Origin of the sequence: Buttiauxella sp. WJP83 (genome assembly GCF_027594725.1) — a bacterium.
GTDB lineage: Bacteria > Pseudomonadota > Gammaproteobacteria > Enterobacterales > Enterobacteriaceae > Buttiauxella > Buttiauxella selenatireducens.
Map to the genome: position 1 here is coordinate 4,129,103 of NZ_CP110080.1, position 17,053 is coordinate 4,146,155.

The following is a 17,053-nucleotide window of genomic DNA, read 5'->3' on the forward strand; positions in this document are numbered from 1 at the left end:
TCAGATTATTTTTAGCTCTGCGTTGTGCCAGTGCCAGTTCGATCTCATATATCTAAGTCATGCAAATTAATATATCAAATAGCAGCCCTATACGGGCTGCCAGCTCATTTTCACTTCTATGCCTGATTTGAACTATCCGCTTTTCGCTCAAGTCGATGTAATACCGGAATCAGCGAGCTAATTACCGCAATCCCATGCCCCGCCTGGCAAAGCGTTTCCTGCGAAAAATCCACCACATTATGTTCCGCAAAAGTAATAAATGATTTACCAATAAAACGCAGCGCGTGACAAAGACCTGCAATGCTTTCTTCGCAATGGCTGGCAAGCTCTAAAGTTTCCTCGCTCGTCAAAGCATCAAGGTTAATTGCGGACATCGTGTGAGCCATATCGGAATAGAGAACATCCGTATCGGCGAGATGTGGAAACGTGTGGTCGGCAGAGTGTGCTGCTGTGTTACTATTAGCGTCAGCCATAGCATTATCCTAAGTAATGGTTGTGGTTAGACGCCCTGAATGTGTTCGAGCACATCGGGGCGTTGTCATTTCCGTCATGTGATAGTAATGTGTCATCACACATAGCTACCATACTCCACATGTAATTTAGGTGTCAACACACATGAATGAAAGAAGAGGAAATCCTCCATTCCAGTTTCGGTTAGATCCCGAACTACGTAAGGCAATGGAAGAAGCACAACGCCAGGATGGTGATGAGTCTCTGGCAGCATGGATTAAACGAATCATCAGGAAAGAACTAAAATCCAGAGCGGTTAAATAACCATCACGCCACCAAATTATCCCCTCTGGCAGCTTTACACACCCTTACGCTATACTACCCGTTGATATTGCTGGTCCAACCTTCACGGACCGGTAGTCAACACGTTTTAACCCATGGATTTTCAACTTTTCCTTCCGAGGCTCTGGCTCCAAGCCGGATAAACTATGTTAAACAGTATTTTACTAATACTTCTTCTTATCTCCGTCAGTGCGTTCTTCTCTATTTCGGAGATCTCGCTGGCAGCATCCCGTAAAATTAAACTCAAGCTTTTAGCTGATGAGGGTAACGTTAACGCGCAACGCGTGCTGACAATGCAGGAAAGTCCTGGCATGTTCTTTACCGTGGTGCAGATTGGTCTGAACGCGGTGGCAATTCTCGGCGGTATCGTCGGCGACGCGGCATTCTCCCCTGCGTTTAAAGTCCTTCTGGAGCGTTTTTTCTCACCAGAGATGGCTGACCAACTGAGCTTTATGCTCTCTTTCACCCTGGTCACCAGCTTGTTCATTTTGTTTGCAGACCTCACTCCGAAACGCATCGGTATGATTTCGCCTGAATCTGTTGCTTTGCGAATCATCAACCCGATGCGCTTCTGTCTGTTTGTCTTCCGTCCATTGGTGTGGATTTTTAACGGGCTGGCGAACGTCATTTTCCGTATTTTCAAACTGCCAATGGTGCGTAATGACGACATCACATCTGATGATGTGTATGCCGTTTTTGAAGCAGGCGCGCTGGCGGGTGTGTTGCGTAAGCAAGAGCATGAGCTGATCGAGAACGTGTTTGAGCTGGAATCGCGTACCGTGCCGTCGTCTATGACGTCACGCGAAAACATCATTTGGTTTGATTTGCATACCGATGAGCAGAGTCTGAAGAATAAAATCGCCGAGCATCCTCACTCCAAGTTCCTGGTGTGTAATGGCGATATCGACCATATCGTTGGCTATGTTGATTCAAAAGAGCTGCTGAACCGCGTGTTGGGCAACCAAAGCCTGGCGCTCAACAGTGGTGTGCATCTGCGTAATGCGCTGATTGTGCCGGATACCCTGACCCTTTCTGAAGCACTGGAAAGCTTCAAAACGGCCGGTGAAGACTTTGCGGTTATCATGAACGAGTACGCGCTGGTGGTGGGTATCATTACGCTCAACGACGTAATGACAACACTGATGGGTGACCTGGTTGGCCAGGGCATGGAGGAGCAGATTGTTGCTCGTGATGAAAACTCCTGGCTGGTTGAAGGCGGCACACCGATTGATGACGTCATGCGCGTATTGGATATTGACGAGTTCCCGCAGTCTGGAAATTACGAAACCATCGGCGGCTTCATGATGTTTATGCTGCGCAAAATCCCGAAGCGTACTGATTCGGTGAAGTTCTCGGGCTATAAGTTCGAGGTGGTGGATATTGATAACTACCGTATCGACCAGTTGCTGGTCACGCGTATCGATAATAAGCCAGCTCCGCTGACGCCAAAACAGCCGGATGCGGAAGAGCAGACCACCGCATAATAATGACGCCGCCCTCAATAAGGGCGGTGTTTTTTTACAGATGTACCCGCGTGCCTTTCAGCCCTGCCAGAATAGCTGGCGCATCTTTCAAAGCCCCAATCCACGCCACATTCCCCGTCTGCTCTACAAAATCGATCACCGCTTCGGCTTTTGGCCCCATTGCGCCATCGGGTGCGGCGAATGGACGCAGTTCATGCGGCGTGACGTCCAGCAGCGCTTTTGCCTGCGGCGTGCCCCAGTCCTGATACACCGCGTCAGCATCGGTGAGGATCATCAGATGTTCTGCGTTTAACTCCACTGCGAGGCGTGATGCCGTCAGGTCTTTGTCGATCACCGCTTCCACGCCGCAATATCCCTCAGACACCTTCACAACCGGCATCCCACCGCCACCTGCGCATACCACGACATGATCCAGCTCCAACAGCGCGTTGATACCGTGTAAATCCAAAACGCGTTGTGGACGTGGTGAGGCGACCACACGCCGCACATATTCCCCATCTTGCTTCAGTTCCCAGCCATATTTCTCACGCAGATTTGCCTCTTGGTCAGGCTGATAAACCGGGCCAATATACTTGCCTGGTACGCTGAATGCAGGATCGTCTCCATGCACTTCAATACGTGTCAGCAGCGTGCTAACCGGTGGCATAGTCGGGATCTGGCCGAGTTTCTGGGCAATCATATAACCCACCATGCCCTGGGTTTCTGCCACCAGAATATCCAGCGGATAAGCGGGGGCCACATCACAGGCCAGATTTTGTAACGCAAGCAGGCCTACCTGCGGACCGTTGCCGTGCACAATCACCACCCGATAATCTTTACTCAGCGTTGCCACCACATCTGCCACTAAGCCAATATTTTTATATTGGTTTTCAGCCGACAAAACTTCGCCACGCTGCAATAACGCATTACCACCTAAAGCAATCACCAGTGTTTTTTTCATTTCATCCTCAGCCATTCATTTGTTAATGGCCAATAACATAATCTGGTCACCGCAATAAAATGTGATACGGATGGCAGAGGAGATATAGATAAATATATTTTGAGAGAGACAGGAAAAACTGACACATATTATTTAAATAAACTTAACAACGTTATTCTTTAAAGATTTTTAATAATAAATTCAGCACTCGACAGAAAATTATGACAATCAACCAACTGTGACTTTGCTCAAAAGAAAGCCAGCTAAACGCCGCTAAGGTAGCCGCATCCACTCAGTCTCCTGGCTGAGAGCATCCTGACTAGAAGCATAATATTCAAGGATAATAATATGTCTGATTCCGCGGCAACAGCAGTAGAAACACAAAAGAGAGGTATCCCCGCGTGGTGGGTTACCATATTTCTTTTCTGGCTCGGTTGGATATTTATGTATGCCGACCGCACGATATTAAATCCCGTGATGGGGGAATTACAAAAAGAGTTTGGGTTAAGTGGTACCCAGCTTGGCGTTCTGAACTCGGTGTTTTATTTTTCCTACGCTTTATTACAAGTTCCGGCAGGGATCCTTGGGGATAAAATAGGGAAGAAAAAAATCCTCGTTCCTGGTTTTCTTTTATTTGGCGTGTTTACTGCCGTCACCGGTTGGGCCAAAACCTGGACCACCTTGCTCTTTGCCCGCGTAGTCACAGGCGCAGGAGAAGGCACGTATTATGGCCCTCAGTACGGCCTCTCATCAGAACAAATCCCTAAAAAATTCCGTTCATTAGGCAGTGCCATCATTAACAGCGGCATGGCATTCGGTATCGCACTGGGCCTGATGAGTTCGAGCTGGCTGGTTTACGATCAGGGTCATAGCTGGCGGATGCCGTTCTACGCCATGGCGGTGCCTTCAATTCTGGTCGGGCTGTGCATTTGGTTCTTCGTTAAAGAGAAAAAACGCAGCGCCGTAACAGCTGACGGTCAGGCTATTAAGAAGGGCAAATTCAGCGATCTGCTGAAAAACCGTAACCTGCTGCTGACTTATCTGATGGTGTTCTGCAGCTTGTTTGGCTTCTTCGTCATCCTCACCTGGTTGCCCTACTACCTGCAAAGCGAACGCGGCATCGCGGGCAGCGAAACCGGTTTTATCTCCTCGCTTGTGGCGTGGATCTCCATCCCTGGCGCGCTGATCTTCTCCTCCGTGTCTGACCGCCTCGGCAAACGTAAACCTCTGATCCTGATCCTCGTCCCGTTAGCCATCATCAGCATGCTGTCGATTATCTGGATGCCGACCATGACGGGCGTTGTGGTTGCACTGTGCGTTTATGGCCTGGTCGGCAAGCTGGCGCTGGACCCAGTATTAGTCGCCCTTGTCGCCGACAGCGTCGATGAAAACAACTACAGCACCGCCTTCGGTCTGTTCAACTTCATCGGCATGAGTTCATCCATTCTTGCCCCGATTATTGCGGGTGCCGCACGCGATGTGACCGGCAGCCTCGCATCCAGTTTCTATGTTTCTGCCGCCCTGCTGGCTATCGGCATGGTTGGCATTCTGTTCCTGAAAGAAAAGAAATAACCAGAGGTCATCACCATGATTTATGCGTTTGTTAAAAAAGGGAGTTTTCAGGACTCGGTGAGCCTGATGATCATCTCGCGCAAGCTGAGTGAGTCTGCCGATGTCGACGAGGTGTCGGTCATGATGGGCACCCCAGCCAACAAATCCCTGCTGGAAGCGACAGGGTTCTGGCACCCTGACTTTGCTGCCGCGACCCCCAATGACATTTGTGCGGCTGTCCGCACGCACGTTGAAAATCCGGACATTGTCGAACTGATGCGTAAACAGCTTGATGTCGAGCTGACGGCGATTGCCCAGGCTGCAAGCTGCGGGCAACGCCTTCCGAAAGCCCGCCGTTGGCAGAGTGCGTGCGATAAATTGCCTGATGCGAATCTACTGCTGGTTTCTGTGGCCGGTGAGTACGCGGCAGGGGTTGCCGAGCAGGGTTTACGCAGCGGCAAAAACGTCATGATGTTTTCCGATAACGTGCCGGTCGCGGACGAAATCGCACTCAAGCAACTGGCTCGTGAAAAGGGTCTGATCGTGATGGGACCCGACTGCGGGACGGCGATGATTGCAGGAGCGCCGCTGGCTTTCGCTAACGTTCTGCCAAAAGGCAATATCGGCATTATTGGTGCATCCGGAACGGGCATTCAGGAGCTGGCGTCGCAAATCGCGCTGCACGGTCAGGGTGTCAGCCATGCCATCGGCTTGGGTGGCCGTGATTTAAGCGCAGATATTGGTGGGATCAGCGCCCTTAGCGCCCTGGAAATGCTGGCGGCAGATGAGCAAAGCAAAGTGCTGGCATTTGTCTCTAAGCCCCCTGCTCCTGCGGTGCGCCAGAAGGTGATTGCGGCGATGCAGACTATCGCCAAACCGGTCGTAGCGCTGTTTCTTGGGGCAAAAATCGAACAACGCCACGAGGGTAACGTCTGGCTGGCCTCAACGCTTGCCGAAGCCGCACAACTGGCGGTCAGGCTGGCAAGCGTGAGTGAAGTGGCGCAAAACCAACCGGATGTTGCCGGAAGCAAAATCTCTGGCCTGTATGCGGGCGGGACGCTCGCCGCTGAAGCCGCGATGCTGCTGGCCGAGCAACTTGGGGCCGAAACCGACGCGCATCATCACAACGGCATCATGCTTAACACAGGTGGTCATCTGATCATCGACCTTGGGGACGATGTTTATACCCTGGGCCGTCCGCATCCCATGATTGACCCAACCACCCGTTCAATCGAAATAGAAAAGCTCATCAAACAGAGCGATGTCGGCGTGCTGTTGCTGGATGTGGTACTGGGTTTCGGCGCCTGTAGCGACCCCGCTGGGGCGGTCGTCGACGCCGTCAATAAAGTGCGCTGCGCCCGTGGCGCTGGGCGTCCTTTGGTAGTTATCGCCACGCTGACCGGTACCGAAAAAGATCCGCAGTGCCGCTCCGAACAGGCCGATGCTCTACTTAATGCCGACATAGTGGTGATGAATACGCTGGAGGAGGCGCTGCTACTGGCGAGCCATCTCATCACGCGTCAACCCGCCCCGTCGCCTCTGCCACGCCCTGCTCTTTTGGATGGCGCAAAAGTTATCAACATCGGTTTACGCAGCTTTGCCGTGGATTTGCAAAGCACCGGTATTCCGGTTGTTCAGTATCAATGGGCACCCGTTGCCGGTGGCAACGCGCATCTTGCCAGTCTGTTAAAACAATTAAATTAAAAGAGGTTCGGTTATGTATTCTTCTATTTCTGAAGCCAACGCGGCAATCATCGAACGTATTAAAGCGGCTCGCCCGCACTGGACGGGCGTTCGCCTGGCACACCTTGCCATTCCTGAACTGGCGCAGGGCAAAAAACTGCTTCACGCGGGTCCACCGATTGCCTGGGCAGATATGACTGGCCCGATGCGCGGCGCCTGCCTCGGAGCCACGCTGTTTGAAGGTTGGGCGAGCAGCGAAGAAGAGGCCGAGGCGATGCTCGCTCGTGGCGAAATCGAGTTTATCCCTTGCCACCACGTCAGCGCCGTCGGCCCAATGGGCGGCATCACTTCCGCGCATATGCCTGTGCTGGAAGTCAAAAATGCCGTTCACGGCAACCACGCCTGCTGCAACCTCAACGAAGGTATTGGCAAAGTGATGCGCTTCGGTGCCTACGGTGAAGACGTGCAAAAGCGCCTGCGCTGGATGCGCGACACTCTCGCCCCAGTTTTGCAGGAAGCGCTTTCCCGTATTGATAACGGAATCGATCTGACCGCATTAATGGCACAGGCCATTACCATGGGCGATGAATTCCACCAGCGAAACATCGCATCTTCCGCGCTGTTAATGCGTACTCTGGCACCGTTTATCGTGCAACTGGATCGTCCTAAAGATCAGTTGGCAGAAGTGATGCAGTTCCTGAGCGTCACCGACCAGTTCTTCCTTAATCTGGCAATGGCCTACAGCAAGGCGGTGATGGATGCCGGCGCGCAAATCAAAGCAGGCTCAATTGTCACGGCGATGACGCGCAACGGGCGTGATTTCGGGATCCGCGTCAGTGGCCTGGGCGACCGCTGGTTTACCGCTCCGGTGAACACGCCGCAGGGTCTGTTCTTTACCGGTTATAGCCAGGACGATGCCAACCCGGACATCGGCGACAGCGCAATTACCGAAACGCTGGGCATTGGCGGTGCAGCAATGATTGCGGCACCTGGCGTGACGCGTTTTGTCGGGGCTGGCGGCATGGAAGCCGCGCTAGAAACCTCGGAAGAGATGACGGAAATTTATCTCGACCATAATCCGCTGCTGCAAATCCCAAGCTGGAACTTCAAGGGCGCGTGCATGGGCCTTGATATCCGCCGCGTGGTGGAAACCGGTATTACACCACTGATTAATACCGGGATTGCTCACCGCGAGGCAGGAGTGGGTCAGGTTGGCGCGGGAACCGTGCGTGCACCTTTGCCATGCTTCGAAAAAGCGCTCGAAGCGCTGGCTCAGGCCCACCATATCACCGCATAAGTGTTATCCATTGGGGTGGCGATGGTCACCCCTGAGAGACTGGCTATGCTTTTATCCATTCAGGCCCTCGCCCGCAGCAACGCCCCTTTGCTTCAGGGTGCTGAGTATCGGCTGAACAGCCGCTTTAGCCAGGCCATCAACCTGACCGATTCACAGGGGAAATTGCTGACGTTGCACCGCTTCGGAAAAGGCTGTAGTCCCACCGGATGGGTTTTCCGCACTAACGATTTTGAAAAACTGACCGAAAGGCTCAATGCCACAAGTTTGCTGTGTGTGGAAGGAGAACGTCTGGTTGGCGGTGGCCTGGACCTCTGCGCCCGAAGAACGTTAGATCTCTCGACCTCGTGTTACGAACAACTCTCTCTACCCGACCTCCGTTTTTGTACTGTGCAGACCGGCCTTGTCGGCCCGATTAACGAAGCGTACCAGCGCATGGACCATCCCCATCTCATCACCCTGCGTGAAGGAATAGCGCTTTGGCAGGCAGGCGGTAAACCTGACTGGAGCAACCTGATTGGCTTAGGCCCCGGCCTGACGCCTTCCGGGGACGATATGCTGACGGGTGCGATGGCCGCGCTTTTCTGTCATGGACATTTACATTCATTGCCGACTTTTTCCCGCTTTTTACCCCCCTTCGATCAGCTTCTTTTGATGACAACATCCGTAAGCTGCACTTTCCTGAACAATGCTGTACAAGGGCGATTTTCAACACCTTTGTTGCGCCTGCTACGAAGCCTTGCTACCGGACGCGACAGCCGTTCTGCCATAAAACATTTGCTTGCGCATGGGCATACCTCAGGCGCAGATACGCTCATCGGCTTTGTGACCGCTTTGCGTTGGATGAAAGAGACTGAAGAAGGGTAAGCCTATGCTGGATCATGAAACGATTCGTACTTTTATTAAGGTGGCAGAAACAGAGAGCTTTTCCCAGGCCGCCGCTGTACTGCACAAGACGCCCGCCGCGATAAGCTACCGGATTAAAACGCTCGAAGAACATGTCGGTACACAGCTGTTTATGCGCACCACGCGAACCGTCAACCTGACGCTTGCGGGTCGACATTTGCTGGAGCACTGTCGGCAATGGCTAAGCTGGGTGGATGCCATGCCAAATGAGCTGCAGCAGATCAATGCGGGTGTCGAGACGCAGGTGAATATTGTGGTCAACAACCTGCTCTATCAGCCACATGTGGCGGCAACGTTCCTGGCCTGGCTGCATCAACGTTTTCCTTTCACCCAATTTCAGCTCTCTCGTCAGGTTTATATGGGGGTCTGGGATGCTCTGTTGTACGACGACTTCCACCTGGCTATCGGCGTGACGGGATCTGAATCGCTGTCGAACAATATCGCTTTGCATACGCTGGGGGAAATCTCATGGTTGTTTGTCATCGCACCTAATCACCCGCTTGCGCTGAATGAAGAAAAGGTCATCAGCGAAGACAGGCTGCGTCGCTACCCCGCTATTAATATCGACGATACGTCGCGCACACTGACGCGCCGCGTCGCCTGGTTGCTGCCTGGGCAAAAAGAGATAAAAGTGCCCGATGTGAGCACCAAGCTGGAGTGTCATCTAAAGGGATTAGGGATTGGTTTTTTACCGGCAAACATTTGCCAGCCGTGGATTGATAGCGGGCAGCTCATCACCCGGCAGGTTGAACGCGCTCGCCAGCCATCGCAGCTTTCGCTGGCCTGGAAATCTGCCGGTTCGGGTAAAGCGATACGGGAAATTGTGACGCGTTTTCAGCATCACGATGAGGCGATACGAGGCTTTCTTGAGAATATTGACCGGCCTGCAGGCTATATTCCTTAGGCCAGATTCCGTTGACTAAAAACACTAACGGCACCCTCGGGTGCCGTTTTTTATACTTCAATTTAATACCCTAAATAATTCGAGTTGCAGGAAGGTGGCGAAGTCCACGAATCTCCAGGAGCATAATCCCTTATGTGACTGGAGTGAGAGGGCGAGCCAACGCACCTGCGGCTTGAAGTATGACGGGTATTTACGCCATTTCCGCCTGCATACGCAGTACCTGGCGGTTTACTTCAGACATAACAGATAGATGCTGCTTATCTTTCACTTTTGGAATAAGAATTTTACCCTTATCAAATTCAAAAGCGCCAACGTCCTTGATGTACAACCGTCCACGGAACAGGATTTTCACGTACTTCGCCACCTGAAGCGGGTTGTACCGTTGGAAAATTTTCATTCTTTTTTTCTCCTGCAGTGTTAACGCCCCTGCGGTTCCACATTTGGTCCGACAAAACGAGGCGAAAAATTTGGTGCCTGGAAACTATAGTCCATATGCAAATCGACACCTAGTTTGCACAATCTTATTTACGGTATTATTACAAAATCTCAGAATTATCTTTTCAAATGTAAACAAATCTTAGTTTAAGCCTTCAAAAAACAGGGATATGTGCGGCACCCCGCAAACTGGCATTAGAGTTGCGGGACAGAAAGCTATTCAGCACATATGCTTAAAACGTCACGACGAGTGGTCGGATCACCTGCGATTTTTAGTACATAAAAAGATAAGGAGTCATCATGTCCCTACGCACAACCCTTGCGCTTGCCTTGCTGCTGTTGCCCCTTGCGGCATCGGCACATAATTTCGAGAAAAATCAGCGAGTCTCACCTATTGGTATTACGGATAAAGGTGAGTTGATGCTCGACAATGATAAGTTTAGCTACAAAAACTGGAATAGTGCGCAGTTGGTGGGAAAAGTGCGAGTGGTGCAACATATTGCCGGGCGCTCTAGTGCGAAAGAGAAAAATGCCGGGCTGATTGAAGCGATTAAGGCGGCAAAATTCCCGCATGACCGCTATCAAACCACCACGATTGTGAACACTGATGATGCCATCGTCGGTACTGGGATGTTTGTTCGCAGTAGCCTCGAGAACAATAAGACGCAGTACCCATGGTCGCAATTTATTGTCGATAGCACCGGTGTGGCGCAAAAAAACTGGCAACTGGAAACGGGCAGTTCAGCGATTGTGGTGCTGGATAAAGAAGGGCGTGTGCAGTTTGCGAAAGATGGCGCATTGACGCAGCAAGAAGTGCAGCAGGTCATGAGCCTGCTGCGCGAACTGCTTAGTAAATAGAGACCCGGAAACCTGGGTTTAAGAATGACTCTCGCGGGGTGTAGTCGAGAGACTTACCCTGCCAGTCATGAACGTGCGCGCCTGCTGCTGATGCAACTGCGTGGCCTGCTGCGGTGTCCCAGATGTTGGTTGGCCCGAAACGCGGATAAAGCTGCGCCTGCCCTTCAGCCACCAGACAGAACTTCAACGATGAACCGATAGACGTTGTCTGATGTTCACCCAATTGATGAAGATACTCTTTGAGTTCGTCATCGCCGTGCGATCGGCTAATGACCACCAACGGCGGGCGGGCATCGCGCACATGGATTTGGTTACGTGTGCCATTTTCCTCTTTCCAGGCTTTACCTTCAGCCGCGCTATACATCACGTTTAGCACTGGCGCATACACCACGCCCAACACCGCTTTCCCATGCTCAATCAGGGCGATATTGACGGTGAATTCCCCGTTACGTTTCAGGAACTCTTTCGTACCATCCAAAGGATCCACCAGCCAGTAACGTTGCCAGTGTTGGCGCGTTTCCCACGTCTGCGGATCTTCCTCTGAAAGCACGGGTATATCTGGGGTGAGCGCTTGCAGCCCTTTCAGGATAATGGTGTGAGCCGCAATATCGGCCGCAGTCACGGGTGAGTCATCCAGTTTTTTCGTCGCCTCCAGCGGTTTCACACCCTGGTAAACATCCATAATGGCGGCTCCCGCCTCGCGCGCCAGTTGGCAAATTTTTTCTAGCATTCTGCACCTCATGTTGTGTTTCACACGCTGCATCGCGCGAATAACCTGTTGTTTTATTTATATCTCATTGCACCTGGTTGCGCTATCTGTGAAGCGATTCCGGTTTAACGATTCTCATTTCTGGCACACTTCACATTTTTGTAAGCAACAACGTTTATATACATAGTCTTTTGTGGCCTATCTCGAGAAAAGGACCTTTATCATGATTAAGTTTAGTGCAACGGTTGTTGCCATGCTGGTTACTACCAGCGTTCATGCGGCAACAGTTGACCTGCGTATCCTGGAAACGACCGATCTTCACAGCAATATGATGGATTTCGATTACTACAAAGACACACCAACAGAGAAATTCGGGCTGGTGCGTACCGCGAGTCTTATTAATGCCGCTCGGGGAGAGACAGTAAACAGCGTTCTGGTTGATAACGGAGACCTGATTCAGGGCAGCCCACTTGGCGATTACATGGCGGCAAAGGGCATGAAAAAAGGCGATATCCACCCAGTCTATAAGGCGCTGAATACGCTGGATTACGCGGTGGGTAACTTAGGCAATCACGAGTTTAACTATGGCCTTGATTACCTGCATATGGCACTGTCTGGCGCAAAATTCCCGTATGTGAATGCCAACGTTATTGACGCCAAAACCAATAAGCCGCTGTTCACGCCTTACGTGATTAAAGAAACTGCCGTGAAAGATAAAGACGGCAAAGCACAGACGCTGCGCATCGGCTATATCGGTTTTGTTCCACCACAAATTATGACGTGGGATAAAACCAATCTGGAAGGCAAGGTCACGGTTAAAGATATTACCGAAACAGCCCGCCAATATGTGCCAGAGATGCGTAAGCAAGGTGCTGATTTGGTGGTGGTTGTCGCCCACTCTGGCCTGTCGAGTGACCCCTATCACGCTATGGCAGAAAACTCGGTTTATTACCTCAGCGAAGTTCCGGGCGTTGATGCCATTCTGTTTGGCCACGCGCACGCCGTTTTCCCAGGTAAAGATTTTGCCAATATCAAAGGTGTCGATCTTGAGAAGGGCACGCTCAACGGTATTCCTGCGGTCATGCCAGGCATGTGGGGCGACCATCTCGGCGTGGTTGATTTGGTGCTGAATAACGACAGCGGCGCGTGGAAAGTCACCAGCAGCAAAGCGGAAGCGCGCCCGATTTACGACAGTGTGGCGAAGAAAGCATTGGTGCCTGAAGATGCAAAACTTGCCCAAGTGCTCAAACACGATCACGACGCTACACGTGAGTTCGTCAGCAAACCCATCGGAAAATCATCCGACAATATGTACAGCTATCTGGCGCTGGTGCAGGACGACCCAACCGTACAGGTGGTGAATAACGCCCAAACGGCTTACGTTGAAAAATACATTCAGGGCGACCCGGATCTGGCTAATCTGCCGGTGCTTTCTGCCGCAGCACCATTCAAAGTCGGTGGACGTAAGAACGATCCAGCCAGTTTTGTCGAAGTGGAAAAAGGCCAGTTAACCTTCCGCAACGCAGCTGATTTGTACCTTTATCCAAACACTCTGGTGGTGGTGAAAGCCAGTGGTAAAGATGTCAAAGAGTGGCTGGAGTGTTCTGCCGGGCAGTTTAATCAGATTGATGTGAACAACACTAAGCCGCAGTCGCTGATTAACTGGGACGGTTTCCGTACCTATAATTTCGATGTCATCGACGGCGTGGATTACCAGATTGATGTGTCGCAACCGGCTCGCTACGACGGCGAATGCCAGATGGTAAATCCGAAAGCTGAGCGAATCAAAGGGCTGACGTTTAAAGGTAAACCCATCGACCCGAATGCGACCTTCCTGGTAGCGACCAATAACTATCGTGCTTACGGTGGTAAATTTGCCGGTACGGGCGATAGTCATATCGCGTTCGCCTCCCCGGATGAAAACCGCTCGGTGCTGGCAAACTGGATCACTGCGAGCAAAGAGATCCACCCTGCTGCCGATAACAACTGGCGCCTGGCTCCAATTCATAGCAAGCAGCCATTAGATATTCGCTTTGAAACCTCTCCGGGGGAAAAAGCGGCGGCGTTTATCAAAGATAAAGGCCAGTATCCAATGAAAAACGTCGCTACCGATGACATCGGTTTTGCGATTTATCAGTTGGATTTGAGTAAATAATTTATCAGGCGTCCCGTTCGCTTCGGGACGCCATCACTTTCGGCAAATTCCCTTCTATCCAGTCGGCAAGCTCAGCCACTTTTTCGCTCACCTCATAACCCATCGGCGTCAGACTGTATTCCACATGCGGCGGTACAACGGGGTACGATTTTCGATTCACAAAACCGTCCGCCTCCAGCCATTGCAGCGTTTGCGCGAGCATTTTTTCACTCACACCGCCCATTTTGCGGCGCAGGTCGCTAAAGCGATGCGTCCCGCCCTGCAACGCCACCAGAATCAACACACCCCAGCGGCTGGTGACGTGCTTAAGCACGTCTCGCGATGGGCACTGTTCAGCGAACAAATTGCCGTTACGCATTTGCTCAGTTAACGACGGCGTACGGGATTCAATTTCACTCATTCATACTTACCTTTTTGTGCGTACTTACTAAAAGTTAGTGCTGGTGATAGTGTGGCACAACTTAACCAGAACCCCCACAGGAGATTTACCATGATCGCAATTACCGGTGCTTCCGGCCAACTGGGCCAACTCGTTGTTGAAGAATTATTGAATACCGTAGCGGCTGACCAACTGGTGGCTATTGTGCGTAACCCATCAAAAATAAAACCGTTTGCTGAACGTGGCGTTCAGGTTCGTGCGGCCAGTTACGAAGATAAAGCCGCGCTGGTGCAGGCTCTGGCGGGCGTTGAAAAACTGCTGCTGATCTCTTCAAGCGAAGTGGGCCAACGTGCAGTTCAACATCGCAACGTAATCGAAGCCGCGAAAGAGGCGGGCGTGAAACTGATTGCTTACACCAGCCTGCTGCATGCGGATTCATCCCCATTGGGCCTGGCAGATGAACATATTGCGACAGAGAAAATGCTCAACGAGTCGGGCATTCCATTTGTGCTGCTGCGCAACGGTTGGTACACCGAAAACTATCTCGCCAGCGTACCGCCAGCGCTGCAACACGGCGCGTTTATTGGTAGCGCCGGGAATGGGAAAATTGCATCGGCAACCCGCGCGGATTACGCAGCGGCCGCGGCCAAAGTGATGACGTTGGAAAATCAAGGCGGGAAAGTTTACGAACTGGCGGGCGACCATGGCTGGACACTGTCCGAACTCACCGCAGAACTGACAAAACTTAGCGGCAAAACCGTGGTGTATCAGAACCTGCCAGAAGCTGATTTTAAAGCAGCATTGCTGGGTGCAGGCTTGCCGGAAGGGTTAGCGGCGCTGTTAGCAAACTCCGATGTCGGGGCGTCTAAAGGTGGCCTGTTTGATGACAGCCACCAGCTCAGCGCACTGATCGGCCGCCCAACCACCACGCTTGAAGAAAGCCTTCGCGCTGCACTGTAATTGTTAACTTTCCGTTAAACCAGGACATCCCTATACTACTGGGATGTCCGAGAGGAGAGTGAAACGTGCAAGGTGTTCCTGAGCAGTTCCACGATAAGAAAGACAGCGCCCAATTTCGGCATTTGCCGCAGTTGCCCGGCGTTGAGCTATATCATGCTCATATTTCGCGTTACGCTTTTGAGCCTCACACCCACGAAGCGTTTGGTATTGGGACCGTGACGTGGGGTGCTGAGCGTTTTCGCTATCGTGGCGTCCAGCATGTCGCCGCCACCGACTCTTTAGTGTTAATGAATCCTGACGAACTCCACACAGGAGAAGCAGCAACCGAAGACGGCTGGCAGTACCGCATGATTTACCTCGAGCCGGAAATTCTTGAGGCCGTGACGGGTTCACGCAACTGGTCGTTTAGCGAAGTGGTCAATCACGATCCACTGCGCGCGGGGCACATTTCACACCTGATTAATGGGCTATGGCGCGAGAGTGATTCGCTGGCGCAGCAAGGCCTGCTACTCAATCTCATCGAAACGTTTCAACCGTACGCACGGCATCTCCCATCTGGCTCGCCAGGTTCGCCGCATCGTTTTGAGCAAATCCGGGATTATCTTCACGATAACTATATGCATCCGGTGACGCTCGACGAACTTGCCGCTGTCGTTTCGCTGAGTCCATACCACTTTCAACGCATGTTTAAAGCGCATTTCCACGTTTCGCCGCATCAGATGTTGATGGCGATTCGTCTGTGGCGTGCAAAACAGTTTCTAACGAGCGGTATGCCTGCCGCGCAAGTGGCGGCGGCCAGCGGGTTAACGGACCAGGCCCACCTTACACGCGCCTTTTCCCAGCGCTACGGCATCACACCCGTGCGTTACCAAAAACAGGTCACCCGTTAAATATACCGCAAGCTGGTACAATATTTTTCCCCACACCACATCTACACTTTCTGCAAAGCATTAATTGGATGAAGAAAATGTTAACTGGTGTGCTGTACGCCCTGCTTGCGGGGTTAATGTGGGGGCTGATTTTCGTCGGGCCACTGATTGTTCCTGACTACCCAGCCGCGATGCAATCAACCGGACGTTATCTGGCGTTGGGATTCATTGCTCTGCCTTTGGCCTGGTTTGGACGCCAACGCCTGCGCCAGTTGTGCCGCGAGGATTGGTTCACGGCGCTTAAACTCTCCACCGTCGGTAATCTCATTTATTACGTGTGCCTGGCCAGTGCGATTCAGCGCACCGGAGCCCCGATATCCACCATGATTATCGGCACACTGCCTGTTGTCATTCCGGTGTTTGCCAACCTGCTTTACAGCAAACGCGATGGAAAACTCCCGTGGCACCGCCTGGCACCCGCGCTGGTAATTATCGCGCTGGGGCTAGTGATGGTGAATACCGCTGAATTGCGCAGTGGAGAGCTTGAATTTAGCTGGTGGCGCTATACCAGTGGTATTGGGCTGGCATTTATTTCCGTGATTTGCTGGGCCTGGTATGCGCTGCGAAATGCGCGTTGGTTACGTGAAAATCCGGATAAAAACCCACTGATGTGGGCGACGGCGCAAGGGCTTTCTATATTGCCGTTCTCGTTCCTCGGATACATCGCGGTCTGCCTGTGGATGTCACGTACACACAGCGATTTTACTCTCCCCTTTGGGCCGCGTCCGGAGGTCTTTTTAACCCTTATGTTAGCCATTGCCCTGTTTTGTTCCTGGCTGGGCGCACTTTGCTGGAACATTGCCAGTCAACGTCTGCCGACGGTTATCGTCGGCCCGCTAATCGTCTTCGAAACGCTGGCGGGACTGGCTTACACCTTTATGTTGCGCGGAAGCTGGCCACCATTATTGACGCTGCTGGGCATTGTTTGTCTGGTAGCCGGTGTGGTGATGGCCGTGATGACGAAGCCACAGAAAAACACGCTCGCAGAGGTGGTGATAACAACGGATAAATAGCACCTTACCTCGAAATAGTCATAGCGCCGACTTAAAGATGCATTTAATATGCATCTTATATTATCGACAACGAGGTATCTTC

Annotated in this window: 16 protein-coding genes; 11 read left to right on the top strand and 5 right to left on the bottom strand. The window is 52.0% G+C overall.

What is annotated here, in order from left to right:
* Nucleotides 1–116: 116 nt before the first annotated feature.
* Complete coding sequence (locus tag OH773_RS19030) at nt 117–473, bottom strand: hypothetical protein (RefSeq protein WP_270140971.1); 357 nt, start codon at nt 471–473, stop codon at nt 117–119.
* 465 nt (nt 474–938) lie between these two features.
* Between OH773_RS19030 and OH773_RS19035 the strand changes: the two genes are divergently transcribed.
* Nucleotides 939–2,276, top strand: a complete 1,338-nt coding sequence (locus OH773_RS19035) for a hemolysin family protein (protein WP_270140974.1) — start codon at nt 939–941, stop codon at nt 2,274–2,276.
* A 34-nt stretch (nt 2,277–2,310) separates the two neighbouring features.
* Here the strand turns inward: OH773_RS19035 and OH773_RS19040 are convergent, their stop codons facing one another.
* Nucleotides 2,311–3,216, bottom strand: coding sequence for a carbamate kinase (locus OH773_RS19040; RefSeq protein ID WP_270140976.1), 906 nt, complete (start codon nt 3,214–3,216; stop codon nt 2,311–2,313).
* 327 nt (nt 3,217–3,543) lie between these two features.
* Here OH773_RS19040 and OH773_RS19045 point away from each other — a divergent pair, with 327 nt between their 5' ends.
* From OH773_RS19045 to allS, 5 genes are read left to right on the top strand one after another with little or no spacing between them, the layout of a single operon-like run.
* Complete coding sequence (locus OH773_RS19045; RefSeq protein ID WP_270140978.1) at nt 3,544–4,767, top strand: MFS transporter; 1,224 nt, start codon at nt 3,544–3,546, stop codon at nt 4,765–4,767.
* 15 nt (nt 4,768–4,782) lie between these two features.
* Nucleotides 4,783–6,450 carry an acyl-CoA synthetase FdrA gene (gene fdrA / locus OH773_RS19050; RefSeq protein WP_270140980.1) on the top strand — a complete coding sequence of 556 codons (1,668 nt, stop codon included), beginning with the start codon at nt 4,783–4,785 and terminating at the stop codon, nt 6,448–6,450.
* Between the two features lie 13 nt (nt 6,451–6,463).
* Nucleotides 6,464–7,726: a DUF1116 domain-containing protein gene (locus OH773_RS19055; RefSeq protein WP_270140982.1), complete on the top strand. Its 1,263-nt coding sequence runs from the start codon at nt 6,464–6,466 to the stop codon at nt 7,724–7,726.
* A gap of 45 nt (nt 7,727–7,771) precedes the next feature.
* Nucleotides 7,772–8,590, top strand: a complete 819-nt coding sequence (locus OH773_RS19060) for a DUF2877 domain-containing protein (protein ID WP_270140984.1) — start codon at nt 7,772–7,774, stop codon at nt 8,588–8,590.
* A 4-nt stretch (nt 8,591–8,594) separates the two neighbouring features.
* Nucleotides 8,595–9,533, top strand: a complete 939-nt coding sequence (allS, locus tag OH773_RS19065) for an HTH-type transcriptional activator AllS (protein WP_270140986.1) — start codon at nt 8,595–8,597, stop codon at nt 9,531–9,533.
* Nucleotides 9,534–9,723: 190 nt separating this feature from the next.
* On the opposite strand, the gene OH773_RS19070 is transcribed toward allS, so the two are convergent.
* Nucleotides 9,724–9,930, bottom strand: coding sequence for a DUF1107 domain-containing protein (locus OH773_RS19070; protein WP_121266826.1), 207 nt, complete (start codon nt 9,928–9,930; stop codon nt 9,724–9,726).
* A gap of 338 nt (nt 9,931–10,268) precedes the next feature.
* Here OH773_RS19070 and OH773_RS19075 point away from each other — a divergent pair, with 338 nt between their 5' ends.
* Nucleotides 10,269–10,826: a YtfJ family protein gene (locus OH773_RS19075; RefSeq protein WP_270140990.1), complete on the top strand. Its 558-nt coding sequence runs from the start codon at nt 10,269–10,271 to the stop codon at nt 10,824–10,826.
* Here OH773_RS19075 and cysQ read toward each other — a convergent pair.
* Nucleotides 10,816–11,556: a 3'(2'),5'-bisphosphate nucleotidase CysQ gene (cysQ, locus tag OH773_RS19080; RefSeq protein ID WP_270140992.1), complete on the bottom strand. Its 741-nt coding sequence runs from the start codon at nt 11,554–11,556 to the stop codon at nt 10,816–10,818. The two genes, OH773_RS19075 and cysQ, sit on opposite strands and share 11 nt — an antisense overlap.
* Before the next feature lie 202 nt (nt 11,557–11,758).
* Here cysQ and OH773_RS19085 point away from each other — a divergent pair, with 202 nt between their 5' ends.
* A complete protein-coding gene (locus OH773_RS19085) occupies nt 11,759–13,690 on the top strand; it encodes a bifunctional 2',3'-cyclic-nucleotide 2'-phosphodiesterase/3'-nucleotidase (protein WP_270140994.1) in 1,932 nt (643 codons plus the stop codon).
* Nucleotides 13,691–13,694: 4 nt separating this feature from the next.
* Here the strand turns inward: OH773_RS19085 and OH773_RS19090 are convergent, their stop codons facing one another.
* Entirely contained in the window at nt 13,695–14,090 is a 396-nt protein-coding gene (locus OH773_RS19090; RefSeq protein WP_442865625.1) for a winged helix-turn-helix transcriptional regulator, read from the bottom strand.
* Between the two features lie 90 nt (nt 14,091–14,180).
* Between OH773_RS19090 and OH773_RS19095 the strand changes: the two genes are divergently transcribed.
* The 3 genes from OH773_RS19095 to OH773_RS19105 all read left to right on the top strand — a co-directional run bounded on the left by OH773_RS19095 (nt 14,181) and on the right by OH773_RS19105 (nt 16,971).
* Nucleotides 14,181–15,029, top strand: a complete 849-nt coding sequence (locus OH773_RS19095; RefSeq protein WP_270140996.1) for an SDR family oxidoreductase — start codon at nt 14,181–14,183, stop codon at nt 15,027–15,029.
* Between the two features lie 65 nt (nt 15,030–15,094).
* Entirely contained in the window at nt 15,095–15,919 is an 825-nt protein-coding gene (locus OH773_RS19100) for an AraC family transcriptional regulator (protein ID WP_270140998.1), read from the top strand.
* A 77-nt stretch (nt 15,920–15,996) separates the two neighbouring features.
* Nucleotides 15,997–16,971 carry a DMT family transporter gene (locus tag OH773_RS19105; protein ID WP_270145958.1) on the top strand — a complete coding sequence of 325 codons (975 nt, stop codon included), beginning with the start codon at nt 15,997–15,999 and terminating at the stop codon, nt 16,969–16,971.
* Nucleotides 16,972–17,053: the final 82 nt, after the last annotated feature.

Bases quoted from the DNA above. Each gene is read 5' to 3' on its own strand.
- OH773_RS19030 (WP_270140971.1), bottom strand. From the start codon at position 473: ATGGCTGACGCTAATAGTAACACAGCAGCACACTCTGCCGACCACACG.
- OH773_RS19035 (WP_270140974.1), top strand. From the start codon at position 939: ATGTTAAACAGTATTTTACTAATACTTCTTCTTATCTCCGTCAGTGCG.
- OH773_RS19040 (WP_270140976.1), bottom strand. From the start codon at position 3,216: ATGAAAAAAACACTGGTGATTGCTTTAGGTGGTAATGCGTTATTGCAG.
- OH773_RS19045 (WP_270140978.1), top strand. From the start codon at position 3,544: ATGTCTGATTCCGCGGCAACAGCAGTAGAAACACAAAAGAGAGGTATC.
- fdrA (WP_270140980.1), top strand. From the start codon at position 4,783: ATGATTTATGCGTTTGTTAAAAAAGGGAGTTTTCAGGACTCGGTGAGC.
- OH773_RS19055 (WP_270140982.1), top strand. From the start codon at position 6,464: ATGTATTCTTCTATTTCTGAAGCCAACGCGGCAATCATCGAACGTATT.
- OH773_RS19060 (WP_270140984.1), top strand. From the start codon at position 7,772: ATGCTTTTATCCATTCAGGCCCTCGCCCGCAGCAACGCCCCTTTGCTT.
- allS (WP_270140986.1), top strand. From the start codon at position 8,595: ATGCTGGATCATGAAACGATTCGTACTTTTATTAAGGTGGCAGAAACA.
- OH773_RS19070 (WP_121266826.1), bottom strand. From the start codon at position 9,930: ATGAAAATTTTCCAACGGTACAACCCGCTTCAGGTGGCGAAGTACGTG.
- OH773_RS19075 (WP_270140990.1), top strand. From the start codon at position 10,269: ATGTCCCTACGCACAACCCTTGCGCTTGCCTTGCTGCTGTTGCCCCTT.
- cysQ (WP_270140992.1), bottom strand. From the start codon at position 11,556: ATGCTAGAAAAAATTTGCCAACTGGCGCGCGAGGCGGGAGCCGCCATT.
- OH773_RS19085 (WP_270140994.1), top strand. From the start codon at position 11,759: ATGATTAAGTTTAGTGCAACGGTTGTTGCCATGCTGGTTACTACCAGC.
- OH773_RS19090 (WP_442865625.1), bottom strand. From the start codon at position 14,090: ATGAGTGAAATTGAATCCCGTACGCCGTCGTTAACTGAGCAAATGCGT.
- OH773_RS19095 (WP_270140996.1), top strand. From the start codon at position 14,181: ATGATCGCAATTACCGGTGCTTCCGGCCAACTGGGCCAACTCGTTGTT.
- OH773_RS19105 (WP_270145958.1), top strand. From the start codon at position 15,997: ATGTTAACTGGTGTGCTGTACGCCCTGCTTGCGGGGTTAATGTGGGGG.